The sequence below is a fragment of the Rudaea sp. genome, assembly GCF_057139185.1.
The window spans coordinates 1-25,089 of the sequence record NZ_DBNHDN010000029.1; the positions used below are offsets into that span (position 1 = coordinate 1).

General features: G+C 65.4%; 19 protein-coding genes and 2 pseudogenes. 13 read left to right on the forward strand and 8 right to left on the reverse strand.

The window, feature by feature from the left end; all coding sequences use genetic code 11:
• Positions 1 to 20: 20 nt before the first annotated feature.
• Positions 21 to 227: pseudogene (locus tag AC16HO_RS09760) on the forward strand (IS110 family transposase); the annotation flags it as partial.
• A gap of 349 nt (positions 228 to 576) precedes the next feature.
• Here AC16HO_RS09760 and AC16HO_RS09765 read toward each other — a convergent pair.
• Both AC16HO_RS09765 and AC16HO_RS09770 read right to left on the reverse strand, forming a co-directional pair.
• On the reverse strand, positions 577 to 1,050 hold the full coding sequence (locus tag AC16HO_RS09765) for a hypothetical protein (protein WP_484335401.1): 474 nt from the start codon (positions 1,048 to 1,050) through the stop codon (positions 577 to 579).
• Between the two features lie 104 nt (positions 1,051 to 1,154).
• The gene (locus tag AC16HO_RS09770; RefSeq protein WP_484335402.1) at positions 1,155 to 1,949 is read right to left on the reverse strand and encodes a DUF6544 family protein; all 795 of its coding nucleotides are present in this window, start codon (positions 1,947 to 1,949) and stop codon (positions 1,155 to 1,157) included.
• 717 nt (positions 1,950 to 2,666) lie between these two features.
• Between AC16HO_RS09770 and AC16HO_RS09775 the strand changes: the two genes are divergently transcribed.
• Positions 2,667 to 4,943 (forward strand): nitric-oxide reductase large subunit, encoded by a 2,277-nt coding sequence (locus AC16HO_RS09775; RefSeq protein WP_484335403.1) that lies wholly within the window; start codon positions 2,667 to 2,669, stop codon positions 4,941 to 4,943.
• 228 nt (positions 4,944 to 5,171) lie between these two features.
• Positions 5,172 to 6,293, forward strand: coding sequence for a PLP-dependent cysteine synthase family protein (locus tag AC16HO_RS09780; RefSeq protein ID WP_484335404.1), 1,122 nt, complete (start codon positions 5,172 to 5,174; stop codon positions 6,291 to 6,293).
• A gap of 16 nt (positions 6,294 to 6,309) precedes the next feature.
• Here AC16HO_RS09780 and ubiM read toward each other — a convergent pair whose 3' ends face one another.
• The 4 genes from ubiM to AC16HO_RS09800 form a co-directional block, all read right to left on the reverse strand.
• Positions 6,310 to 7,557: a 5-demethoxyubiquinol-8 5-hydroxylase UbiM gene (gene ubiM / locus AC16HO_RS09785; RefSeq protein WP_484335405.1), complete on the reverse strand. Its 1,248-nt coding sequence runs from the start codon at positions 7,555 to 7,557 to the stop codon at positions 6,310 to 6,312.
• A gap of 98 nt (positions 7,558 to 7,655) precedes the next feature.
• Entirely contained in the window at positions 7,656 to 8,864 is a 1,209-nt protein-coding gene (fabB, locus tag AC16HO_RS09790) for a beta-ketoacyl-ACP synthase I (protein ID WP_484335406.1), read from the reverse strand.
• Positions 8,864 to 9,379, reverse strand: coding sequence for a 3-hydroxyacyl-[acyl-carrier-protein] dehydratase FabA (fabA, locus tag AC16HO_RS09795; RefSeq protein ID WP_484335407.1), 516 nt, complete (start codon positions 9,377 to 9,379; stop codon positions 8,864 to 8,866). Before fabA ends, fabB begins: the two co-directional genes overlap by 1 nt.
• A 101-nt stretch (positions 9,380 to 9,480) precedes the next feature.
• Complete coding sequence (locus tag AC16HO_RS09800; protein WP_484335408.1) at positions 9,481 to 9,777, reverse strand: hypothetical protein; 297 nt, start codon at positions 9,775 to 9,777, stop codon at positions 9,481 to 9,483.
• Positions 9,778 to 10,319: 542 nt separating this feature from the next.
• Between AC16HO_RS09800 and AC16HO_RS09805 the strand changes: the two genes are divergently transcribed.
• From AC16HO_RS09805 to AC16HO_RS09845, 9 genes are all read left to right on the forward strand, one after another.
• Positions 10,320 to 11,567, forward strand: coding sequence for an NnrS family protein (locus AC16HO_RS09805; RefSeq protein ID WP_484335417.1), 1,248 nt, complete (start codon positions 10,320 to 10,322; stop codon positions 11,565 to 11,567).
• Positions 11,568 to 11,574: 7 nt separating this feature from the next.
• Positions 11,575 to 11,976, forward strand: coding sequence for a SirB2 family protein (locus AC16HO_RS09810; protein ID WP_484335409.1), 402 nt, complete (start codon positions 11,575 to 11,577; stop codon positions 11,974 to 11,976).
• 91 nt (positions 11,977 to 12,067) lie between these two features.
• Entirely contained in the window at positions 12,068 to 13,582 is a 1,515-nt protein-coding gene (gene nirK, locus AC16HO_RS09815; RefSeq protein WP_484335410.1) for a copper-containing nitrite reductase, read from the forward strand.
• 50 nt (positions 13,583 to 13,632) lie between these two features.
• Positions 13,633 to 14,412 (forward strand): formylglycine-generating enzyme family protein, encoded by a 780-nt coding sequence (locus AC16HO_RS09820; RefSeq protein ID WP_484335411.1) that lies wholly within the window; start codon positions 13,633 to 13,635, stop codon positions 14,410 to 14,412.
• A complete protein-coding gene (locus tag AC16HO_RS09825) occupies positions 14,409 to 15,011 on the forward strand; it encodes an SCO family protein (protein WP_484335412.1) in 603 nt (200 codons plus the stop codon). Before AC16HO_RS09820 ends, AC16HO_RS09825 begins: the two co-directional genes overlap by 4 nt.
• Before the next feature lie 112 nt (positions 15,012 to 15,123).
• A complete protein-coding gene (locus AC16HO_RS09830; RefSeq protein WP_484335413.1) occupies positions 15,124 to 15,735 on the forward strand; it encodes an OmpW/AlkL family protein in 612 nt (203 codons plus the stop codon).
• A gap of 14 nt (positions 15,736 to 15,749) precedes the next feature.
• Positions 15,750 to 16,814, forward strand: coding sequence for an NAD(P)/FAD-dependent oxidoreductase (locus AC16HO_RS09835; protein WP_484335414.1), 1,065 nt, complete (start codon positions 15,750 to 15,752; stop codon positions 16,812 to 16,814).
• Positions 16,815 to 16,896: 82 nt separating this feature from the next.
• Positions 16,897 to 17,649 carry a response regulator gene (locus tag AC16HO_RS09840; RefSeq protein WP_484335415.1) on the forward strand — a complete coding sequence of 251 codons (753 nt, stop codon included), beginning with the start codon at positions 16,897 to 16,899 and terminating at the stop codon, positions 17,647 to 17,649.
• 17 nt (positions 17,650 to 17,666) lie between these two features.
• Positions 17,667 to 19,631 (forward strand): PAS domain S-box protein, encoded by a 1,965-nt coding sequence (locus AC16HO_RS09845; RefSeq protein WP_484335418.1) that lies wholly within the window; start codon positions 17,667 to 17,669, stop codon positions 19,629 to 19,631.
• 10 nt (positions 19,632 to 19,641) lie between these two features.
• Here the strand turns inward: AC16HO_RS09845 and AC16HO_RS09850 are convergent, their stop codons facing one another.
• Both AC16HO_RS09850 and AC16HO_RS09855 read right to left on the reverse strand, forming a co-directional pair.
• The gene (locus tag AC16HO_RS09850; protein ID WP_484335419.1) at positions 19,642 to 20,274 is read right to left on the reverse strand and encodes a helix-turn-helix domain-containing protein; all 633 of its coding nucleotides are present in this window, start codon (positions 20,272 to 20,274) and stop codon (positions 19,642 to 19,644) included.
• 255 nt (positions 20,275 to 20,529) lie between these two features.
• Positions 20,530 to 21,051, reverse strand: a pseudogene (locus AC16HO_RS09855) (MobA/MobL family protein); the annotation flags it as partial.
• Between the two features lie 351 nt (positions 21,052 to 21,402).
• On the opposite strand from AC16HO_RS09855, the gene AC16HO_RS09860 reads away from it, so the two are divergent.
• Complete coding sequence (locus AC16HO_RS09860) at positions 21,403 to 24,573, forward strand: DEAD/DEAH box helicase (RefSeq protein ID WP_484335416.1); 3,171 nt, start codon at positions 21,403 to 21,405, stop codon at positions 24,571 to 24,573.
• Positions 24,574 to 25,089 lie beyond the last annotated feature (516 nt).

Genomic DNA, 25,089 nt, shown 5'->3' on the forward strand with positions numbered 1-25,089 from the left:
CTACGCCTGATTCAAGCCGGATTGCCACGGTGGCGATCGATCTGGCCAAGGACGTGTTCGAACTGGCTTTTGCCGATGCGCAAGGGCAACTGGTCGAGAGGCGACGTTTGAGCCGAGCGGCCTTCGCAAAGACCTTCGGCAACGCGTCGCCGCTTCGCCTCGTCATGGAGGCGTGCGGCAGCGCCCATCATTGGGCGCGGCGGTTCCAGCGTCGCGGTCACCTGATCGCTTGCACCCAGTTCAACGTCAGAGCGGAGAAGTAGACGACCGGTCAGACCGACCCGAAGAGAGCCTAACTAACTATGCGGTTGCCACCATGCGATCCGGCTGATCCCCGGGCGCAGGCAGAACCGATGCACGAGCAAGGCCTTCGGGTGCGGTTTTTACCCTGGTCCGGGCTGGAAACACACAGCCTCACAAGACCGATTACGGAATTGCAGTCTGACAATCGTTCTGCGCACTGCTTTGACGAATATGCGGCAATGTATACAAAGGAACAAAAGCAACGCGGCTTCGCCGCGCCATGGCATCACTTTGTCGAGGTTGACAGGAAGTCTCTTACGGAATTGTTAGGCCCTAGTACTCAAGGGCCATTTTGCGAAGTGTATTGCCAATTCCTAGCGCATACGACGTGGCGTTGGACATGGCAGATGGGTAGCTGTAAGGAGCAGCCTGGAATGCCGGCCACAGTGCCTCACACAGCCAGTCATCCAGAGAATGTTCCGCCCGAATAATTCGGAACGACATGAAACGGTCCACCAAATCAAGAGCGGCTTTTGCTTCCGCGGGCAAGAAGTCAGGTATAGCGTAAACCGATTGCGTCAAACATTTGTGCACCTTGTCTGAGTCAAAGCCACGTTCTCCTGCGTGATTCCAAGCGCCGATAAGTGCTGATGCAACAAGTAACGGGCGTAAGTGTTCTGTCGGAATGCGTATCTCTCCGTGGCTGAGAGTTTCTGTCGCATATCCAGGAATGCCCCGTTCAAAGATGACAGGTACGAATGATGGCAAGATCTTGTCGATTGGTGCACGGATAGCAGAATGGTTCATCTAGGGCCTAACGCCTAAGCTCACCGGCGGTAACGAAGCGCAGCGGAGTTGCCGTCCGGTGCAGCGCCTTGTTGGGTGCGCACCCCGCGTCGTGAACCAGTGATCTAGGACTCAAACTCATACTGCACACTAACGATGTCGCCTTTCCAGACCAATTGCAGGGTACCTTCATCGTACCAGCCAACTTCACCATACCGGGGGACGCGCATGCCTCCTTGAACTTGGTAGTCCCGAAAGTGGCCCTCCCATGGAACTTGCCTGTATTCCCCATCGAAGCTGCCGAAACGACCGTCGCTGTAGATACCTGTCACCTCTCCGATTTCGTTGAATCGGAATTCCAACGACACGGTGGTGCCCCGGTCAGTCAGCGTTGCCATTGCCGAGTGATCATCAATCGGACTCCACGCTACCCCGGACTGAGGCAAGAGAGCGGTAGGAAACCAGACCGCTTCGGCCAAGTACCTGTGCAACGCACCCGAATTCAATTCTGGTACGCCGGACTCTGAGGCAACGGCAAAGGCAGACAACAGACTCACGCGGCCGGAGCCAACACCCGCACTGTAGCTATCCAGAACGCGCACATGTGTGGCCAATGGCGCCTCGACTCTGGCGTTCCACACGAAACCGGTTGCAGGTGGTACTACGACGTGGGTTGCGGTGAACGGCGACCAGGTCTCGGTAGCTGTACTTGTCCGCAACATACCCGATTGTTGCAACCTTGCCACGTGAATCAGCTCCTGGCCGTCGGTCAGGACGTGGCGGAAGTAACGGGCAATCGGCGGAGGGAGATTGGACAATGCCCCAAAATCGACGGTTCCTATTCTTGGCCGGGTCGCACGCTCGATCAGCTTTGCTACCAATTGCTCAGCCTTGGGGGTCTCACGGGCCTGTCCGATCAAGACCGAAACAGCAGCGCTTAGGACGACAGCTCCGATTGTGATGAGAACCCAATTGCCTAGCATCGACTGGCCTGTTCTCTCTACGCCCTCGATGTACGACTCAGCATCTTCCAGTGCCTAACTACTATTGGGTTGCAAAACGCCATCTGACTCCGCTGCCTAACTCCGCTGCCTAGTCCGGCAGTTGGAGAGTAGTAGCGGAATCTTCCTGCAGGAAAACAATCCTTTGCCGATTTCTGCAGCCTAGTCCTGCAGCCTAATCTTGAGGCGTTTGTCGACGGCGAAATTTCTTCATGGCATCGTCACATGTGGATCGGGAAAGGGCAAGGCGCGGCGCGGGCGCGGCCGCGGTTGCTCGACGAGGTTCGCGCGCGCCGGCTGGGGCTGGCGAAACGCACGAAGCAGACGTATGTCGGTCGGATTCGCCGCAGGACGGCAGGAGTTTTCAGCATCGACTTTCCGAACGCCGGGTCGGGAAGCCGGCGAAGCGGAAGTTGCGGTTTGTTTCCAAGGCTGCAACCTTTTCCGATTCCTGATTGGCCCCAATCCTCAGCTCGTCATTCGCCTCGGGAGCACGCCGGGATGACGGGCCAAAGCCTCCCTGTGCCGAAACGTCAGCCGAAAATTGACGCGAATCGGGCCCCGATTTGACCTGGATCAGGGCAGCAGGCGCGCCCGCACGGTTACGCTCCCGGTGTCCGTTTCCGGGAGATCGTCATGTCAACCAGTCGCCGTTTGTGGATCGCCTTGGGCCTGCTCCTCGCCAGCACGTTCGCCGTGCTGCTGTGGATGGGCGGAGAGATCCATCGCACCGCTCCGCCATTGCCTGAAAAGGTCGTCACTGCGGATGGCCAGACCCTTCTCACCCGCCACGACATCGAACAAGGCCGCGTCGTCTGGCAGTCGATCGGCGGCCAGCAGCTCGGCACGGTCTGGGGCCACGGTGCCCTCGTCGCGCCCGACTGGAGTGCCGACTGGCTGCACCGCGAAGCGACCGGCCTGCTCGATCTGTGGGCACGGCGCGAACGCGGCGTCGCGTTCGACCAGCTCGATGCGGGCGCACAAGCCGTGCTCAAGGCGCGCCTGCAGGAAGAGTTGCGCAAGAACACCTACGCGGAATCGACGCAGGCGTTGAGCGTATCCGCCGACCGCGCTGCGGTCATGGCCAACGTGGCAGCGCACTACGTCAGCCTGTTCGGCAACGACCCGGCGACGCAGCAGCTGCGCGAGACCTACGCGATGCGCAACAACGCGGTCGATACGCTCGAGCACCGCAGCCAGCTGGCGGCGTTCTTCTTCTGGACTTCCTGGGCCACGGTGACCGACCGCCCCGGCGCGAACGTCAGCTACACGAACAACTGGCCGTACGAGCCGCTGGTCGGCAACACGGCGACGCCGAGCGCATTCCTGTGGAGCGTGTTCAGCGTGCTGTTCATGATCGCCGGCATCGGCCTGCTCGCCTGGCACTACGCGGTGTGGCAGAAGAAAGAGCCGCATCTCGCCCCGCCCGCAGTCGATCCGTTGCGCAGCATCGTCGTTACGCCTTCGATGCGCGCGACGGCGAAATACTTCTGGGTGGTGATCGCGCTGCTGCTGACCCAGATCCTGCTCGGCGCGGTGACCGCGCACTATCAGGTCGAGGGGCAGAAGTTCTACGGCTTCGACATCTCGCAGATTTTTCCCTATGCGCTGACGCGTTCGTGGCATACCGAACTGGCCGTGCTCTGGATCGCGACGGCGTGGCTCGCGACCGGTCTGTACATCGCGCCGGCGGTATCGGGCCACGAGCCGAAGTTCCAGCGCCTCGGCGTGAATTTCCTCTGGGTCTGCCTGCTGGTCATCGTCGTCGGCGCGTTCACCGGGCAGTGGTTCGCGGTGATGCAGAAGCTCGGCCTCAAATACAACTTCTGGTTCGGCCATCAGGGCTGGGAATACGTCGACCTCGGCCGCTTCTGGCAGATCTTCCTGTTCATCGGCCTGCTGCTCTGGCTCGTCCTCGTCGGCCGCGCGCTGTGGCCCGCATTGCGGCGCAAGGATGATGTCGCCTCGATCGTCGGCCTGCTGTTCCTGTCGACGGTCGCGATCGCGCTGTTCTACGGCGCCGGCCTGATGTGGGGCGAGCACACCTCGCTGTCGATGGTCGAATACTGGCGCTGGTGGGTCGTGCATCTGTGGGTCGAAGGCTTCTTCGAAGTGTTCGCGGTCGCGGTGATGAGCTTCCTGTTCGTCAAGCTCGGCCTCGTGCGCGCGCGCACGGCAACAGTCAACGTGCTGTTCGCGACCTTCGTGTTCATGGCCGGCGGCGTGCTCGGCACCTTCCACCATCTCTACTTCGCCGGCACGACGACGGCGGTGATCGCGCTCGGCGCGTCGTTCTCCGCGCTCGAAGTCGTGCCGCTGGCACTGGTCGGCATGGAGGCCTACGAAACCTGGTCGCACAGCCGCGCGACGCCGTGGATGGCGCGTTACCGCTGGCCAATCCTGTTCTTCCTTGCGGTGTCGTTCTGGAACCTGGTCGGCGCCGGCCTGTTCGGTTTCCTCATCAACACGCCGCTCGCGCTGTACTACATGCAGGGGCTCAATCTCACCCCGCTGCACGGCCACACCGCACTGTTCGGCGTCTACGGCATGCTCGGCCTCGGCTTGATGCTGTTCTGCCTGCGCGGTCTCAAGCCCGACGCGGAATGGAACGAAGGTTGGCTGCGCGGTTCGTTCTGGGGACTCAACATCGGCCTGTCGTTGATGGCGCTGCTGACCCTGTTGCCACTCGGCGTGCTGCAGCTCTCGGCCGCGCTCGAGAACGGTTACTGGTTCGCACGTTCCGAACATTTCATGGGCCAGCCGATCGTGCACCTGCTGATCTGGATGCGCGTACCCGGCGACACCATCTTCGCCGTCGGCGCACTGATGTTCGCCTGGTTCGTGATGCGGCTGTGGATCGCGCCGAAGCGTGCACCAACCCGCATCGGCAGCGCGGCGGTGGAACGCGACTGATCCGTTTCCATTTCTCCGGCACGAGCAAAGCGCGGCGCAAGCCGCGCTTTCTTTTTTTTTTTTCATCCCGGGAGCAGGGAAGAGCGGAACCGGTTCCACGGGACTTTCCCCGGCCGGGATTCCGCAACGCGATGCTGCAATCGCGCTAGCGCATGGATTGATCTGGATCAGCGCGCGTGCCGCGCACCGCATGCATGCTGTCGCCACTACCGCTCCGATGCCACGACCGTGCCTTCCATCGTCACGCCATCCCCGCGCGACCTCGCGCCTTCCGCCCGCCTGGATGACCGCGTCTGGGTCCACGCCGCGATCGACGCGCTCGAACGCGAGGCCGCGCGCTCGGCCGACACGCACCTGCTGAAGATCGACCTGCCCGGCTTTCCCGACATCGATTTCTACTTCAAGGACGAGGCCTCGCACCCGACCGGCAGCCTCAAGCACCGGCTCGCGCGCTCGCTGTACCTGTACGCACTGTGCAACGGCCGCCTGCACGCCGGGCAGGACGCGGTCGATGCGTCGTCGGGCAGCACGGCGATCGCCGAAGCCTGGTTCGCACGCCTGCTCGGCCTGCGCTTCACCGCGGTGATGCCGGCCTGCACCGCGCCGGCAAAGATCCGTGCGGTCGAGGCGCTCGGCGGTACCTGCGATCTCGTCGACGATCCGGCCGACGTCCACGCGCGGGCCGCCGCGCACGCCGCGCGCGGTGCCTGCCACCTCGACCAGTTCGGCCTCGCCGAGCGTGCCACCGACTGGCGCGGCAACAACAACATCGCCGAGTCGATCGTCGGCCAGCTCGCGCGCGAGGCGCATCCGCAGCCGACGTGGATCGTCTGCGGCGCGGGTACCGGCGGCACCTCGGCGACGATCGGCCGCTACCTGCGCTACCGCCGCCTGCCGACGCGCCTGTGCGTGGCGGAACCGGCCGGCAGCGCCTACGTGCACGGCTGGCGCACGCGCAACGCGAATGCGGTCGCGAGTCTGCCGACGCTGATCGAAGGCATCGGCCGCGCACGCGTCGAGCCTGGCTTCCTGTTCGACGTCGTCGACGACGTGCTCGAGGTGCCCGATGCCGCCTCGATCGCCGCGGCGTGGACGCTGGAAACCCTGCTCGGCCGCCGCTACGGCGGCTCGTCCGGCACCAACTTCGTCGCCTGCCTGCAGCTCGCGGCCGCGATGCGCGCGCGTGGCGCGAACGGCAGCCTCGTCACCTTGCTGTGCGATCGCGGCGAACGCTACGCGGAGACGCTGTTCGATGCCGGCTGGCTCGCCGCCCGGGGCATCGAACCCTCGCCCTGGCGCGAGCGCATCGAGGCGAGCCTGCGCGACGGAACGTGGCGCGCGCCGGATTGATCCGCAGACGCGGCGCTCAGGCGCCCGGGTTGCCGAATCGCGGCCGCAGCACGTCGAGGGCGATGCGCGCGTGCCGCAGCACCGAAGCCGGCTGCCGCGCCTCGTCGATGAGTCCGGCCGCGAGCGCACGGCGCAGCGGTGGCAATGCGCGCATCGTGCCGAGGACGGCGCGGCGCAACGGCCGCAGCGGCGTGCGATCGGCGCCGAAAAGTTCGACGACCGCACGCGTGCCGGCGTAGAGCACGCGGCTCTCGCGGCGATGCGCCCGTTCGTAGCGTGCGAGCGGCAGCGGATGGCCGGCGTCACCGTGCTGCGCGACGCCGGCGGCGATCGCGTCGGCCAGGCGTGCGACCCCGGCAAGGCCGAGGTTGAAGCCGTGCGCGGTGACCGGATGCATGCCGACCGCGGCGTCGCCGGCAAGCGCGCAGCGGCCTGCGACGAACGCGTGTGCCCAGGTCGAAACCAGCGGATAGGCATGCACCGTGCTCGCCAGCTCGATCGCGCCGAGGCGGCCTTCATAGCGCGCTTCGAGCTCGCGCGCGAATGCATCCGGCGGCAGCGCGGCGAGGCGCTGCGCTTCGTCGCCGGGCACGGTCAGCACGGCCGACGCGAGGTGTTCGCGCAGCGGCAGCAGCGCGCGCGTCTGGCCACGGCCGAACCATTCCCACGCCACGCCGTGATGCGGGTCGGCGTGCGCGATGCGGCACACCAGCATGCTGCGGCCGAAATCGTGCAGGTCGGCGGCGATGCCCATCGCGCGGCGCGTCTCCGAGAAACGGCTGTCGGCGGCGACGAGCAGCGGCGCGCGCAGCGGCGTGCCGTCGGCGAGACGCAGCCAGGCATGCGTCGCCTCGCCGCCGACCGCGGCGACGGTCGCCGCGGCGCACACACGCACGCGCGCTTCGCCATCGATCGCGGCCCAGGCCGCACGGCGGATCGACTGGTTCGAGACGAGCACGCCGAGGCGGTCGCGGCCGAACGCCGCGGCGTCGACCTCGAACCCGGCGTCGTCGCCATCGATGACGCGCGCGCGGCGCAGCGGCGCGATTTCGTCCGCCGCCAGGCGCTGCCAGACGCCCAGCTCGCGCAGGATGCGCATCGAGGCGTGGGTCAGCGCGATCTCGCGGCCGTCGAATGCCGGTTCGGCGATCGCGGCCAGCGGCTGGCGTTCGACTACCGTGGTGTCGAGGCCGCGCAACGCGAGCGCGCGGGCCAGGCACAGGCCCGCGGGGCCGGCGCCGATGACGATGACATCGCTATCCATGGTGCCTCCGTATTCTTGGATGAGGAAACTTCGCAACCCGCCGCCCGTCGTTCGTCGCCGGTGCGGCCGCTCGCGCCCCGCGCCCCGGCATTCGCCGATCAAACCTTCGCAAACACGAGACTCGCATTGGTGCCGCCGAAGCCGAAACTGTTGGACATGACCGTGCGCAGCGGCGCCTCGCGGCTTTCGCGCAGAATCGGGAAAGCTCCGGCGCGCGGATCGAGCACATCGATGTTGGCCGAGCCAGCCATGAAGCCCGCGTTCAACATCAGCAGGCTGTAGATCGCCTCGTGCACGCTGGCGGCGCCGAGCGAGTGACCGGTCAGTGCCTTGGTCGAGGACAGCGGCGGCACCTCGGCGCCGAACGCCTCGCGCACGGCCTCGAGTTCCACGAGGTCGCCGAGCGGCGTCGCGGTGCCGTGCGTGTTGAGGTAGTCGATCGGGCCGCGCACGTCCTGCAGCGCCATGCGCATGCAGCGCACCGCCCCCTCGCCGGACGGCGCGACCATGTCGGCGCCGTCGGAAGTGACGCCATAGCCGACCAGTTCGCCGTGGATGCGCGCGCCGCGCGCCCGGGCGTGTTCGAAATCCTCGAGCACCAGCATGCCGCCACCGCCGGCGATGACGAAACCGTCGCGGCGGGCGTCGTAAGGTCGCGAGGAAGCCTGTGGCGTCGCGTTGAAGCCGCTCGACAGCGCGCCCATGGCGTCGAACTGCGCAGTCATGCCCCAGTGCAGTTCCTCGCCGCCGCCGGCGAACACGATGTCCTGCGCGCCGTGGCGGATCAGATCGGCGGCGGTACCGATGCAGTGCGCGGACGTCGCGCAGGCGGCGGCGATGGAATAGCTGAGGCCGAGGATGCCGAACGCAGTCGCCAGCGTCGCCGACACGGTCGAACACATCGTGCGCGGCACCATGTACGGACCGACGCGGCGCACGCCCTTTCCGCGCAGCAGGTCGCCCGTCTCGATCTGCCATTCGGCCGAGCCGCCGCCGGAACCGGCGATCACGCCGGTGCGCGGATGACGCACGCGGTCGAGGGCGAGCCCGGCATCGGCGATCGCATCACGCATCGACACGTAGGCGTACGCCGCGGCATCCCCCATGAAACGCTTGAGCTTGCGATCGATCGCGGCGGCAAGATCGATCTCGGGTTGGCCGGCAACCTGACTGCGCAGGCCCTGCGTTGCATAGTCGGGCATTGCGCGGATGCCGCTGAGACCATTGCGCAACGCGCGCGACACGTTTTCCGCCGCGTTGCCAATGCAGGAGACCAGACCCATGCCGGTGACCACGACGCGACGCATCAGAACCCCTCCGTGTTGCGGAACAGACCCACGCGCAGATCCTTCGCGGCGTAGATCAGGCGGTCGTCGACGAAAGTGCGGCCGTTTGCCACGACCATCTTCAAACGATTGCGGATGACGCGGCTTATGTCGATGACGTAGCGCACGACCTTCGCTTCGCGCAGCACCTGGCCGGTGAACTTGACCTCGCCGACACCGAGCGCGCGTCCGCGCCCCGCCTCACCAAGCCAGGGCAGGAAGAAGCCGGCGAGCTGCCACATCGCATCCAGACCGAGGCAACCCGGCATTACCGGGTCGCCCTGGAAATGGCAATCGAAGAACCACAGGTCCGGACGGATATCGAGCTCGGCTTGCAACAGGCCCTTGCCGAACTCGCCGCCGTGCTCGTCGACGCGAGTGATGCGATCGAACATCAGCATCGGCGGTGACGGCAAACGAGCGTTGTCGGCACCGAACATCTCGCCGCGCGCGCAGGACAGGATCTGCTCGTGATCGAGCGAGGACGGTCGGGACATGGCTGCGGCTTCCTGGAAATGATGCCGAAGTCTGCAACGCGGCGCATGCAACCGCTCTGACCTGGATCAACTCGCAGGCGGTGGACTTCGCACCGAGGCGATCAGCGCGCCTTCGCGTCGACGGCAAGTACTGCGCGCACTTCGCGCACCTGCTGCTGCAGCGCTTGGTACGAGCGTTCCCACTGGCCCTTGCGCGGCGCGGCGCGCTCGAAACGCAACAGCATCTCCGCGGCGGCATCGAGCTGCCCGCGCAGTCGCGCGACCTCGGCCAGCGCTTCTTCATGCTCGCCCTTGCCGACGAAGAATACCTTGCGGTCACGGCACACGCCGATGCAGGTCTGCGGCGCCTCGATCTTGCCGCAGCCGATGCACTGCCACGCAGTGATGTAGTCGGTCATGACACAGGTTTCCCGATGGCGCGCGGGGAAAGCAGCGGCGGTCGATGCCTGCCAGGCCGCACGAACGGCCCCTCGCGCCGGGAGGGCCGATCCGGCGACAGGTTGCCGGACACCGGGCCCGCCTGCCTTGATCCGCGTCAAGCAGACCCGCTTCCCGGCGAGGTCCGTTGACCCTGAGTTTGTCCGACCGGTTGCCAAAAAGCGGCAACGCTTCGGACTACGAAGAACCCGAGGGAAAACTCGAAATCAATGTTTTCTTGCTTCGCACCCTTCGTGGCTCGGTCTTTTGATCAGCGGATTGTCAACTGATCGAATCAGCAGGATCATCCCGAGAGCCGGGTGCGGCGGAATTTCGCGGCGGGGGCCGCGCGCCGCTCGCTGCCATGAATCCGTGCATCGGGACCACATCCCGCCGTTCTCGCGATACCCTGACCTGGATCAAGGCATGCGCTGCTGCGACCGTCGATACTCACCACATGAACGCGCAAGACAGGATCCAGCGTCCGCGCAGCGCCATTGCGCTGCACGTCGAGACAGGTGGCGTGGGCACCGCATCCGCCGCCGCGCCGGAACGCCTGAGTCTGGCTACGGTGCAGGCTCTACTCTCCAGCGCTCCGCACCGGTTGATGTTCTTCGGCGGCGCGACGGCGGTGCTGACGTCGATGCTGTGGTGGGCTTGTTATCTCGGCGCAGCGTGGTTCGGCCATGCCTTTCCCGCCGCGCCCGTGCCGCCGGGCTGGGCACATGCGATGCTGACCCAGTACGGCATGCTGCCGCTGTTCATCTTCGGCTTCCTGCTCACCGTGTTTCCGCGCTGGTTGAATCAGCCGGCGCTCGAACGCCGCGACTATGTTCCGGTGTTCGCTGGCCTGTTCGGCGGCTATCTGCTCGCGCACCTCGGCCTGCTCGGCTCGAAACCGGTGCTCGTCGCCGGCTTCGTCGCGATGCTGTGCGGCTGGTGCACGGGCCTGTTCAAGCTCGGCCGCGTATTGCTGCGCAGCGGCGCGAAGGATCGGCACGCGTGGTCGTGCGCGGTGGCGTTGCTTTGTGGTGCCATCGGTCTCGCCGCGTTCGTTGCCTGGCTCGCCAGCGCGCCGTGGTGGCTCGCGATCGCGGCGATCAAGATCGGCACGTTCGCCTGCCTGCTGCCGGTGTACTTCACCGTCTGCCATCGCATGATTCCTTTTTTCAGCGCCAGCGCGATCGGCCCGGCATATCGGGTCGTGAGGCCGGGGTGGAGCCTGCCGCTGGTCTGGTCGCTGTGCCTCGCGCACCTGGCGCTCGAACTCAGCCACCGCTTCGACGCGGCGTGGCCGGTCGATACCTTGCTTGCCGGCGTGCTGTTATGGCACTGGCTCGCCTGGCAACCGTGGAAGTGCCGGCGCCCCGGCCTGCTCGCTGCACTGTATCTCGCCTTTGCCTGGCTGCCGGTCGCGTTCGCGCTGTTCGCCTTGCAGAGCGCGCTGCTGTGGTTCGACGGCGCCTTCGTCCTCGGCCGCGCGCCGGTGCATGCACTGACCGTCGGCTTCTTCGGCTCGATGCTCGTCGCCATGGTCACGCGCGTGACCCAGGGGCATTCGGGGCGGCCACTGCAGATGGGCGCAATCGCATGGACGACGTTCGCCCTGCTGCAACTCGTCGCGCTCGCACGCATTGGCGCGGAACTCGTGCACGCCACCCAGGCTTGGCTTGTGGTCGCCGCGTTCGGTTGGCTTGCGGCGTTCGCGCCGTGGGTGCTGCGCTCGCTGTGGATCTACGCTTCGCCGCGCGCCGACGGCAAGCCCGGATGACGTCGCAATGATGGAGTTCTACGCGCAGATCAAATGGGTGCATATCTGCGCCGTCATGCTGAGCGGCAGCCTGTTCCTCCTACGCGGCGGCACGGCGCTCGCCGGCGCTGCGTGGCCGTACGCCGCGCCCGTGCGCTACGCGAGCTACACGATAGACACGGTGTTGCTCAGCGCGGCATTGATGCTCGCGACGATCCTGCCGTCCGGATTTTTCGCCAACCACTGGCTCACGATGAAGCTCGCGCTGATCGTCGCCTACATCGTGCTCGGCGTGTTCACACTGCGCCGCGGCAACTCGAATACGTTGCGGCGGGCCTGCTTCGCGGGCGCCATCGTCGCGTTCGTTCTGGTGATCGGAGTCGCGCTCGCGCATCATCCGCTTGGCTGGTGGCAATTGCTGCGCGGCTGACGAATTTCGCGACGACTTTGACCTGGATCATGGCCTTTCGCGGCAACGCTCCTTAATCTACCTACATCCATTTACCCGCACGAGGTTCGCCATGAAATTGTCGTTCGCTCCGCTCGCACTTGTCGCCTCCCTGGCCCTCGCCCTCGCCGCCTGCGGCCACGGCGGTGCGGCGCCGTCCGACGCATCGGCAACGCCCGCGGCCGGTGGTTCGCAACACGGCGACTTCGGCGCGCCGCAAGGCGAGCCGATCCACGCGACCTTGACCAGTCCGCCGCACGTGCCGCCGCCGATCCATCGCGACAAGCCGGCGAAGGTGATCGTCGAGCTCGAAGTGATCGAGAAGGAACTGCCGATCTCCGAGGGCGTGACCTACACGTTCTGGACGTTCGGCGGCACCGTACCCGGCAGCTTCATCCGCGTGCGTCAGGGCGACACGGTGGAGTTCCACCTGAAGAACGCGCCCGACAGCAAAATGCCGCACAACATCGACCTGCACGGCGTCACCGGCCCGGGTGGCGGCGCGGCCTCCAGCTTCACCGCGCCGGGCCACGAGTCACAGTTCACGTTCAAGGCGCTGAACCAGGGCATCTATGTCTACCATTGCGCGACCGCGCCGGTCGGCATGCACATCGCCAACGGCATGTACGGCCTGATCCTGGTCGAGCCGCCGGAGGGCATGCCCAAGGTCGACCACGAGTACTACGTGATGCAGGGCGACTTCTACACCACGGGCAAGTACCGCGAGAAGGGCCTGCAGCCGTTCGACATGGAGAAGGCGATCGACGAGAAGCCCACCTACGTGCTGTTCAACGGCAAGGAAGGCTCGCTCACCGGCGACAACGCGCTCACCGCCAAGACCAACGAAACGGTGCGCCTGTTCGTGGGCAACGGCGGCCCGAACCTGGTGTCGAGCTTCCATGTGATCGGCGAGATCTTCGACAGCGTGCAGCCCGAAGGCGGCACGGTGGCCCAGCACAACGTGCAGACCACGCTGATCCCCGCCGGCGGCGCGGCGATCGTGGAGTTCCACACCGACGTGCCGGGCAGCTACGTGCTGGTCGACCACTCGATCTTCCGCGCGTTCAACAAGGGCGCGCTGGGCATCCTCAAGGTGGACGGCCCGGAGAACAAGCTCGTCTACTCGGGCAAGGAAGTCGACTCGGTGTACCTGGGCGACCGCTCGGAGCCGAACCTCAAGGCAGTGACGGCGGCGGCCAAGGCGCATGCGGCCGGCACGCTGACCAAAGACGAGCAGATCGCAGCGGGCAAGCAACTCTTCACCGGCACCTGTTCGGTCTGTCACCAGGCGAGCGGCGAAGGTCTGCCCAACGTGTTCCCGCCGCTGGCCAAGTCCGACTTCCTGGCCGCCGATCCCAAGCGCGCGATGAACATCGTCACCCACGGCCTTACCGGCAAGATCAAGGTCAACGGCAAGGAGTACGATTCGGTGATGCCGCCGATGGCACAGCTCACCGACGACGAGGTGGCGAACATCCTCACCTACGTACTCAACAGCTGGGGCAACCCGGGTGGCCAGTACAGCAAGGAAGAAGTGGCCAAGGCACGCGCCACGCCTGCGTCTCCCGCACCGGCGGGCGAGCACTGAGGAAGGAACGCCCCCCGCCCCGTCGCCATTATGCTTGCCGAGACGACATCATGAAGCCGCTGCTCTGCCTGGGCTTTTTCAGCGCCGCGTTCTCGGCTCCGGCGTTCGCGGCGGACTATGCCAGCCTGCCGGGCGGTACCTTCGCCAGCGTGCTGCCGGCGGACACGAACAATGCCGACGTCAAGCTCGCGCCGTTCCGCCTGCGTCGCGAGCCGGTGACCAACGCGGAGTTTCTCGCCTTCGTGAAGACGCATCCGGATTGGCGCCGCGACCGCGTCGCGCGCGTCTTCGCCGAACCCCGCTATCTCGCGCAATGGGGCGCCGCGGACATACTCGGCGCGGACGCCAAACCCGATCAGCCCGTCACCCAGGTCAGCTGGTTCGCGGCGCAGGCGTTCTGCGCGAGCGAAGGCGCGCGCCTGCCGACCTGGAACGAATGGGAATTCGCCGCCGCGGCCGATGCCACACGCGCCGATGCGCGCAGCGATCCGGCGTGGCGCGCGGCGATCCTCAACTGGTACGCGCAGCCGTCGAGCCAGCCCCTGGCCAACATCGGTGGCGCCGCCAATTTCCACGGCGTGCGCGACCTGCACGGCCTGGTCTGGGAATGGGTCGACGATTTCAATGCCCTGCTCATCGCCAGCGACAGCCGCGACCAGAACGATCCCGACCGGCTCAAATTCTGCGGCGCCGGGGCGCTCAACCTGCGTGACCGCGACAACTACGCGGTGCTGATGCGCATCGCCATGCTCAGTTCGCTCAAGGCGGCGAACACCACGGCAAACCTCGGATTCCGCTGCGCCAGGGATGGCATCGGAGAAGGCCCATGAAGATTCCTGTCTCGTTGCGCATCGCGTTCGCTGCGCTTGCCATGGCATTCATCACGGTCGTTGCCGCCGCGGATACCCGCGGCCGCGCTGATGCGCTGCCCGGCGACTCCATCTATCGGCTCGACCTCGCCCTCGTCGATCAGGACGGCCACGGCCTGATGCTCGGCGACCGGCGCGGCGGACCCGTACTGATCGCGATGTTCTACACCTCGTGCCCGTACATGTGCCCGCTGATTGTCGAGACGGCCAAGCGCGCCGAGCGCTCGCTCGACGAGGCGGCGCGCGCGCGACTGCGCGTCGTGCTGGTCAGCTTCGACAGCGCACGCGACACGCCGCCGGCGCTCAAGGCCGCCGCGACGGAACGCCACGTCGATCTCGCGCGCTGGACGTTGACGCGGACCGACGCCGCCGGCGTGCGTCGCCTCGCCGCCGCGCTCGACGTGCAGTATCGCGCGCTGCCGGACGGCGGCTTCAATCATTCCGGCGTGCTTACCCTGCTCGATGCAGAGGGTCGCATCGTGGCGCGCACCGACAAGCTCGGCGACGTCGATCCGGAGTTTCTCGCGGCCGTGCGCAAAGCGACCAGCACGCCACACTGAACACCCGTTGCGGCGCAATGTCGCACGTCCCCGCGCTTTTGATCTGGCGCAAAAGCGGCACGGACGGGTCGCCCTACATTGGGGCGGCCAAACAACAAGCAGGGAAAACGCCATGAAGCTTCTCGTCGCCGCCGTCGCCTGCGCGTTCGCCGCCGGCGCGCCGCTCGTCCACGCCCAGGACCCGAGCTGGATCGTCAAGGTTGGCGTGCATTCGGTCGATCCGAAGTCCGACAACGGCGCGCTCGCCGGCGGCGCGCTCAAGAGCGACGTCGGTTCCGACGTGAAGCCGACGATCACCGCGGAATACATGTTCACGTCCGCCTGGGGCATCGAGGTTCTCGCCTCGCTGCCGTGGCAGCACGAGGTCAAGCTCAACGGGGTCAAGGCCGCGACGACCAAGCAACTGCCGCCGACGGTCAGCGTGCAGTACCACTTCAACGCCGGCAGCAAGGTGTCGCCGTTCGTCGGCCTCGGCCTGAACTACACGACGTTCTTCAGCGAGCGCACGACCGGCGCGCTCGCCGGCACCAGGCTGAGTCTCGACGACAGCTTCGGCCTGGCCGCGCATGCCGGTCTCGACTTCCGCATCGACGAACACTGGCTCGTCGCGCTCGACGCACGCTGGATCCGGATCGGCACCGACGCCAGGGTGAACGGCGCCAAGGTCGGCACCGTGCGCATCGATCCGTTCGCCTACGGTTTCGCCGTCGGCTATCGGTTCTGAGCGGGCGCGCAACGATGGACGGAGAGCCGAGTATCGCCGCACGCCCGCTCATCGTCGCCGACGTGGTCGTCGTCGGCGCGGGCCCGGTCGGTTTGTTCCAGGTTTTCGAACTGGGCCTGCTCGGCCTGAAGGCGCATGTCGTCGACAGCATGGCCCAGGTCGGTGGCCAGTGCATCGAGTTGTATCCGGACAAGCCGATCTACGACATCCCCGCGATTCCCGTTTGCACTTCGCGTGAACTCGTCGATCGCCTGCTCGAGCAGATCAAGCCGTTCTCGCCGCAGTTCCATCTCGGCGAGGAGGTGACCGGGTTCGAGCAGTTGCCGGGCGGACGCTTCCGCGTACGTACGAGCGCGGGCACATGCTTCGACGCCGGCGCCATCATCGTTGCCGCCGGCGTCGGCGCATTCCATCCACGGCGGTTGCGCGTGCCCGGCGCGGAAGCGATCGAAAGCAGCAGTTTGCACTACAAGGTCACCGATCCCGCGCTGTTCGCGGACAAGGACGTGGTCATCGCCGGGGCCGGAGACTCGGCGCTGGATTGGGCACTGGCATTGCACGACAAGGTGCGCAGTCTCGTGCTCGTGCATCGCTCCACGGCTTTCCGTGCGGCGCCGGCCAAGGTGCGGCAGATGGAGCAACTGTGCGAAGAGCTGAAGATGCAGTTTCTCGAAGGCGAAATCAACGGCCTCGAACTCGACGGCGACAAGCTCGCCGCGGTGCGCGTGCGCGCGGCGAGCGGCATGGTCAACCGTGTCGACACGCAGCAGTTGCTCGTCTTCTGGGGCCTGCATCCGAACCTCGGGCCGATCGCGGGCTGGGGCCTGAATCTGGACAAGAACCAGATCGAGACGGACACGGCGACGTTCACGACCAACGTTCCGGGCGTCTTCGCCGTGGGTGACATCAACACCTACCCCGGCAAGAAGAAACTGATACTCAGCGGATTTCACGAAGCGGCGCTCGCCGCATTCGGCGTGCGCGAGTACATGGCGCCGGGAGAAAAGGTGCACCTGCAGTACACGACGACCAGCCCGATCATGCATCGTCGGCTCGGCGTCACCGCCGACGTCGGTTGAGTGCCGGCGATGAACCGGAAGCGGCCCGGCGCGCCCCGCCGTTTTGCTAGAATCGAACCACCGCAATCAGCCGCGCATCCGCATGGCCTCGACGACGCCTTCCGCGTCAACGCCCCTGCCGCACCTGCTCGTCGTCGACGACGAAGCCGAAATCGCCGATTCGATCGCGCGCTATCTCGGCCGGTACGGTTTTCGCGTCAGTACCGCGGGCGATGGTGAGGCGATGCGTGCGATCGTGCAGGACGAGGGGGTGGACGCGGTGCTGCTCGACCTGGGCTTGCCGCGCGAAGACGGCTTCGAACTGACCCGCTGGCTGCGCGAGCACTGGCGCGGCGCGATCATCATCGTCACCGGCCGCGGCGAGTCGGTGGACCGCGTCGTCGGCCTGGAACTCGGTGCCGACGATTACGTGACCAAACCGTTCGACCTGCGCGAGTTGCTCGCACGCGTGCGCAGCGTGCTCAGACGCACCAGCGTCGCCGCCACGGCGATGCCGGAGCCGGCACCGCAGGCCCCGACCGGTTACGCGTTCGCCGGCTTCGTTCTCGATCCCGACCGGCGCAGCCTGACCGACGCGAACGGGGACGCGGTGGCATTGACCTCCGGCGAGTTCGATCTGCTCTGCGTGCTCGTGCGCCACGCCAACCGCGTGCTCTCGCGTGACCGGATCATGGACGAAATGCATGGCCGCGACCGCGGCCCGTTCGATCGTGCGGTCGACGTGCAGATCGGCCGCCTGCGACGCAAGATCGAGGTGGACCCGTCCAGTCCGCAACTGATCAAGTCGATACGCAACGCGGGCTATCTTCTCGCCGCGCGCGTCGAGCACCACTGACGAGCGCAAGGCAGAGGCTGACGATGTACCGCGAGCTGTTCGATATTTCACCTGATGCGATGATCGCGGTCGACTCCGGCGGACGCATCGTTCGCGCGAACGCACAGGCGGAGCGTCTGTTCGGCTATGTCGAGGCCAGGCTGCTCGGCACCGGCATCGACATGCTGATCCCCGCGCATGCACGCGGCGCGCATCAAGCGCACCTGGCGCACTACATCGCCAATCCGCACACACGCTCGATGGGTGTGGGCCAGGAACTGACCGGGCTGCGCAGCGATGGCAGCGAATTCCCGGTCGAGATCGCGTTGAGCCCGATCGACGCGCCCGAAGGCCGCATCGTCGTTGCCGCGATCCGCGACATCTCCGAAACGCAGCGTGCACGCCAGGCGCTGGCGCGTGCGCGTCACGACAAGGTCATGGCACAGATCGGCCAACTCATCCTCGCCTCTCCCGACCTTGACGACGCGATCGCGCGCATACCGACGCTGGTCGCCGAAGCACTCGGCGTCGACGCATCGGCCATCGTGTTCAAGCCGATCATGCGCGAGCGCCTGCAGGTGCGCGCTTCGTTCGGCATCGCGGCCGAGGGAGCGACGCGCCTGTCCGAATTGTTGAACGCCGACCTCATCGCGCACCTGGCCGCGACCGACCAGGCGCGTGCCAGCGCGAACAACGACGCGCTGCGCGAGGCCGGCTTCGCCTCGAGCGCGGTGATCCCGCTGCCCGATCTCGGCGCGCCGGCTTCCGCGCTGCTCGCGCTGTCGCGCGAATCGCATCGGTTCGACCACGACGCGCTGCACTTTCTGCATTCGGTCGCGACGACGCTCGCATCGACCCTGCAACGCATGCGCACCGAGGAACAACTTTCGCACGCGCAGCGGCTCGAGGCCATCGGCCAGCTGACCGGTGGCATCGCGCATGATTTCAACAACCTGCTCACGGTCATCTCGGCAAACCTGCAGATTCTGGAGGACGACCTCGCCGATCGCCCCGATCAGCTCGAATCGATCGCGATCGCGTTGCGCGCGGTCGGCCGTGGCGCCGAACTGACGCGCAAACTGCTCGCCTTCGCGCGACGCCAGAAGCTGTCGCCACGCGCCTGCGAGCCGGCGGTGCTGCTCGACGACGTCGGCGGCATGCTGCGACGCACGCTCGGCGAAGCAATCGACCTGCGCATCGAATGTCCGCCGGACATGCCGCGCGTCTTCGTCGATCCGGGCCAGCTCGACACGGCCCTGGTCAATCTCGCGATCAACGCACGCGACGCGATGCCGCGCGGCGGGCGCCTGCATATCGGCGCCCGCATCGGCGAAATCGAAGCGGCAAAGGCCACCGGGGAAGCCAAACCCGACCGTTACGTCGTCGTCAGCGTGCGCGATACCGGCTACGGCATGACTCCGGACGTGCTGGCGCGCGCACTGGAACCATTCTTCACGACCAAGGAACAGGGCAAGGGCTCGGGACTGGGCTTGTCGATGGTCTACGGCTTCGTCGTCCAGTCTGGCGGACATCTGACCATCGACAGCAAACTCGGCTACGGGACCTGTGTGGAACTGTACCTGCCGGTGCTCGCGGCGGACGCGAGCGCGCCGGAGCCGCTCGCCACCGCATCCACGAACGCGCACGGCGACGAAACCGTCCTCGTCGTCGAGGATGACGCCGACGTGCGTCGCGCGGCGCTCGCCTTCCTGCACTCGCTCGGCTACACGGCGCTGCCCTGCGCGGATGCGGCCGAAGCGCTGCGCACGATCCCGCAACACCCGGAAATCGCGCTGGTGTTTTCCGACGTGATGCTCGGCAACGGCATGAACGGCGTCGAACTCGCCGAGGAAATCCGCCAGCGCTGGCCGGCGCTGCCGATTTTGCTCACCTCCGGCGACGAGCGTTCCGCGCACAGCGGCGGGGCGTTCGAACTGTTGCGCAAACCTTACCGCCGCGAAGAGCTGTCCGCGGCGATGCGACGGAAACTCGATCCGTCTTGATCCGCGTAGATCAGGCTGCCTGGTCCTGACCCTGGATCACGCCACGCAGGGCCTCCGCATCGAGAATGCGGATCTCGCGCCAGTGCACTTCGATGCAGCCGAGGGCCGCCAGGCGCGTCAGTGCGCGCGTCACCGTCTCGTGCTTGAGCGCGAGGAAACTGCCGATGTCCGCGCGCCCCATGCGCAACACGAAATGGCGTGAGCTGAAGCCGAGCACGCGGTGACGCGAAGCCAGGTCGAGCAGGAACGCGGCGACGCGCTGCTCCGAACTCAGCGAGGCGAGCGCGAGCTTCCAGGAACGATCGTTGCGTATCTCGGCGGCCAACGCCCAGGTCAGTCGCTCGTGCCACTCCGGCATCTGCGCGCAGGCACGCAGAATCGCCGGATACGGCAGTTCCCAGACGCCGCTCGTCTCCAACGCGACTACATCGCACTCATGCGTATCCGCGCCGATCGACTCGATGCCGATCAGATCGCCGCGCATGCGAAAGCCGGTGACCTGCTCGCGACCGTCTTCTGCGATCAGGCAGGTCTTCAGGAACCCCAGGTTGACCAGATACAACGCGTCAAACGGCTGCCCGGCGCGATACAGATACTGCCCGGCGACGAGCTTGCGCTGCACGACAGGTACGAGGGCCCGCACGACCTCGATGTCTATCGGTGGGGGAATCGCATGCACTGGCGGCGCCGGCCTGGACCGCAACCTCGTGCAACCTGCTGGAGCAAGGGCAACAGCCTTCATAGCTGGACTCCCGTATCGATAGGCAAAGCGCCGATGCAGGAAAGCTATTCCCCTTCGGAAACCGGTTGATGTCTCGATTCGGGTGAAATTTGACAATATGTAACAGCGTGTCGTAAACAACAGATGGACATGGTGGTTGCGCTGGTCGCCTGCCACATCCGGCGCGTGAACGGCAGCTGTTACCGCAACTCGGTAGCGATCTACCAACAGATGAGCGAGCGCGTCGGCCAGCGTCGATCGCTGGTCGTGGGATAGCTCTGCTGGCAATGCGACCTCAAGTTCACGCCCCACTCGGGCATTTCGGCGGATTTCCGAAGCCTCGGCCGCGTTCCAGAGCCGCGCTGGGTCGTTGGCCCAAGCTGGCGCGCTCGACGGCGCAAAACTGCGCACAGTGACTACTCCCTCTCGACGAGAATAGTCATGGATGGCGCCGGTGCGGTCATCGAGAATCCGCCCACCGATTCGATAGGCCGCTGCGGCCGTAGCTGATTGGCCTTTCGATCGACCGAAAGTCTTCAAGGTTGTATGAAAGATCGCCATTGCCGATTCTCTTGTGGAGCATCTTCCAAAAATATACAAATATCCGATTCTGGCAACATGACCTGCGCCATGCGGTGATTTATAGTCGGCGCAACGCGTGATCAGCGTTCGGCGGGACACGGGAATAGGAACGGCCATGAGGGAACGATTGTTTGCACAGGGGCACGGATCGTGAGCCGCCCGTTTTTCGCGCAATCGATTGCCGATCTTGAAGCGGCGTTCGACGAGCGGAACGCCGAACCGGCATTCTTGGACGCGCTTGCTCAAGAGTTGGAGCACCGATCAACGGATCGCGCGGGGCGTCTGGCGGAACGTGTTCGTCTCGCCCATCAAGGTAGGCCTTCGCCCAACCCTGAAAGACCGGCGCGCGCACCGGCCGCTTCCACCAAACGTCCACCGGCTGCACCACCGCCACCCGCCCGCCCGGCGCCTTCGCCTCCCCCGCCCGCATCGCAACCGTCGTTCCGCGGCACGCCCGTGGATGCGCCTATGCCGCCGATGACGAATGCGCCTAAGCGCGTTCTGGGAGCATGGACCGCGCTGGAAGTATTGAGTCCTCAAACCTTCCTCAAGCCACAGCAACTGGCATCGGGTGGCGATGCGCGCCTGGTCGCCAGGATCGATGAGGGAGTGTTGCCCTGGGAGAGAGGAGAAGGAGCTCGGCCCCACAAGCAACTTTTTTATCATGTGGTGCTGGGAACGGTGAATGCGGAACACGCGTTCGGTGCACTGATGGACTGCTTCGAGGACACTCGTTCGGAACGGCCTAGCGTGCGGGGCGAGGCCATCACCGCCACCATCGTGCTCGATCGCAAAGGTCGCTTAGCCGGCGACTCTCCCGTGGCGGTATCCAGTTTTGCCTGGGGCTTGGCCGTCGCCCTCAAAGGCGATCTGACGGCACTGGCGGGCTGGTCCGCGGTTGCTTCCGATCTTCAAACGAAGTTGGACGAACGCTTACGCCGAAAAGACAAAGAAGGCGAAGAGCGTCCGCTGGATCGTGCAACGATCACTGATGCTCATACGTGGCTGGTGGAACAACTGGCGATCCCTGCGCCGTTCATCACGCCCCCGCGCTACGCCATCCGGGCCTACGAATACTTCCGCTCGCCAGAGCCGCCCGAACCGCTGCTCTTGAACAGTTTCTACCTCGGCGATCTGGCGCGCGCACAGGCGCTCTTCGACGCTGGCAAAGGCCCGCGCAATCTGCGCCTGTTTCTTGGGTTGGACAAACCTGCTGCTCGCCGCGATTTGTTTCAGGACAAGGCTGCGGTAGGTGATGCGGTGGCTCCGTCCATCATTCCGCCCGCCCGCTGGCCCGCGCCGGGTCGCCACCCGTTGGTCTTGCTCCAACAGGCCGCCGTCAATCTGGCCCTGAGCGACCTCAAGAAGGGCGGCATCTTGGCCGTGAATGGACCGCCAGGAACTGGAAAGACCACTCTGCTGCGCGAAGTGGTGGCTGCCGTCGTGACTGAGCGAGCCGAAGCGATGCTCCGGTTCGACGACCCGGCTGCTGCGTTTACTCATTCCGGTCAGAAGATCAAAGCCGGCAACGCATGGCTGCACCTTTATTCTGTGGATGCAGTCTTGAGAGGCCACGAGATGATCGTGGCTTCGTCGAACAACAAAGCCGTGGAAAACGTCAGCGCCGAACTGCCTGCGGCAACGGCGGTGGCGACCGATGCCGGGTTGTCCTATTTTCAACCGCTTTCCGATGCACTGCTCGAACGGCCGACCTGGGGCCTCATCGCTGCTGTGCTCGGCAACGCGGCCAACCGAGGGAGGTTCCGCAAGGTATTTTGGTGGGACAAAGAAGTGGGGCTGTCGACCTATTTGACTGAAGCCGCGGGCACTCCACAGTGGATCAGCGACAACCCGGCCGATCCTGTGGATGGCCATCGCCCGCGTCTGGTGGAAGAAGCCGATGCACCCGACGGTCACGACACCGCCGTTGAACGATGGAAAAAAGTGCGGCAAAGCTTTGCTCCGAGTCTCAAGAAAAGCCGGACCGCACTCAAGGAACTCTCGGAACTACGCGAGCGAGTAGTTCGCCTGCCGGAGTTGGTGGCGGCCGATGCGCAGGCCCGCACAGCATACGAAGCAGCCCTGAGTGTCGAACAGAAGGCGACACGCGCGGTCGCCCAAACGAAAACCGTGCTCACGGCCGCACAGACCGCTTTGCAATCTGCCGAGCGGCGCTTGAATCAGCACGACGCGTCCCGCCCTTCGTTCTGGGCACGGCTGTTTCGCTCCGGTCCTGCCAAAGCCTGGAGCGGTGCCCGCGATCCGTTGGTAAAGGCCGTCGACAACGCCCGCTCGGTGCAGGCCGAACGGGCCGCACTGTTCCAGCAGCAGGAAAATATCCGGCAGAAGGCGGCCGACACCGTCGCGCGATGCTTGACGGAATCCGGACAGGCACACGCGCTCCATGAGGCCACTCGGAAACAGGTGGACGCTGCCCGAGCCCGCTTGGAGGCGCATTTCATCGACGATGCTTTTTTTGCGCAGCCGCACGGCCGACGCCACAAAACGGTGCCCTGGTGCGATCAAGCAACTCAGAGACTGCGCGACGATCTTTTCGTGGCAGCTATGGCTGTGCACAAGGCGTTCGTCGACGCGGCTGCTAAACCCATCAAGCACAATCTCGGCGCGTTGATGAACGCGATGGGACCGTCGGGAGGTCCACTCACCGGCCCCAAGGCAGCACTCCTGCCCGATGTCTGGGCCACTCTCTTTCTGGTCGTTCCGGTCGTTTCGACCACTTTTGCTTCGGTGGAACGCATGATGGGTGCGCTGCCACCGGAGAGCCTGGGCTGGCTGTTGATCGATGAGGCCGGGCAAGCATCGCCCCAACAGGCGGTGGGTGCGCTCCTGCGCACGCGCCGCGCGGTCGTGGTGGGCGATCCGGTCCAGATCGAACCGGTTGTGCCGCTTCCGGACAGCCTGACGCAGACCATTTGCCGCCGGTTCGGCATCGACCCGGATCACTTCAACCCGCCCACGGCCTCGACTCAAACATTGGCTGATGCGGCCACCCCCTATTTCGCAGAGTTTCAAGGTCGTCACGGCAGCCGATCGGTGGGCGTGCCGTTGCTCGTGCATCGGCGATGCTCGGAACCGATGTTCCGCATAGCCAACGCAGTGGCTTACGAAGGCTTGATGGTCCAGGCGAAGACACCGAACGCCTCCGCTATTTCGGACTGTCTAGGCCCTTCTGCGTGGCTCCATGTTGAAGGAACGGGCCGGGACAAGTGGTGTTCGGAAGAAGGCGAAGTCGTGTTGAGTCTACTCCGGCGTTTGGTCGCCGCGGGTGTGCCCGGCAATCTCTACATCGTTACCCCATTTGTCGTGGTCGCCGAAAATCTACGCCGCTTGATTGCCGAAAGTGGCGTTTTGTCCGCGTGGACCGACGATGCTTACCGCTGGACCAGCGAACGGATCGGCACGGTCCACACGGTTCAGGGGCGTGAAGCCGAAGCGGTCATCCTGGTGTTGGGCGCTCCAGATCCGCAACAGCGCGGTGCGCGCGGGTGGGCGGGAGGCCGACCCAATCTTCTGAACGTGGCACTGACCCGGGCCCAAGAAGTCGTTTATGTGGTCGGTAACCGCCGGTTATGGCGAGAAGCCGGCGTGTTCAGCCAACTCGATGGTGGGCTTCCCTAGCGGCGCAAAGCGCCGGGGCTCGGGGCGCACTTGCGACGGTAGTAATAGACGCCGCGCTTAATGGCGAGGTGTGGGCGTGGTGTGAGCATCGTTCGAAAACGGCCGGTCACCCGCCGGTCCGGGACGAGCCTCACAACCCTCTCAAAGCCTTATCTGACGCCAAAAACGACAAAGCCCCGCACGAGCGGGGCCTTGACGTACTGGCTGGGGGACTAGGATTTACGTCCGGATCCCACATCCCGCATAGCATCAAGCCCTGTGGCGCCCAGACTCCCGATAGAAGTGTCCAAGGGAGGGGTCCAAGCGCTTCACACACTAGCAGACTTCGAACCTGGAGATCGAATACGGATATCGATCGGCCGGTCAACGCAAAGCAAAAGGGGCGAAACCTTGCCGTGTTGTAGGCAGGCAGAGCGGGTGCGGTCTGGATTTCTTCCGAGGCGCCCGTATATGAAACAGGCAAAGCAAACAATCAGGAGGCACCATGCAGCGCTACAACACGACCGTTGAAGTCAA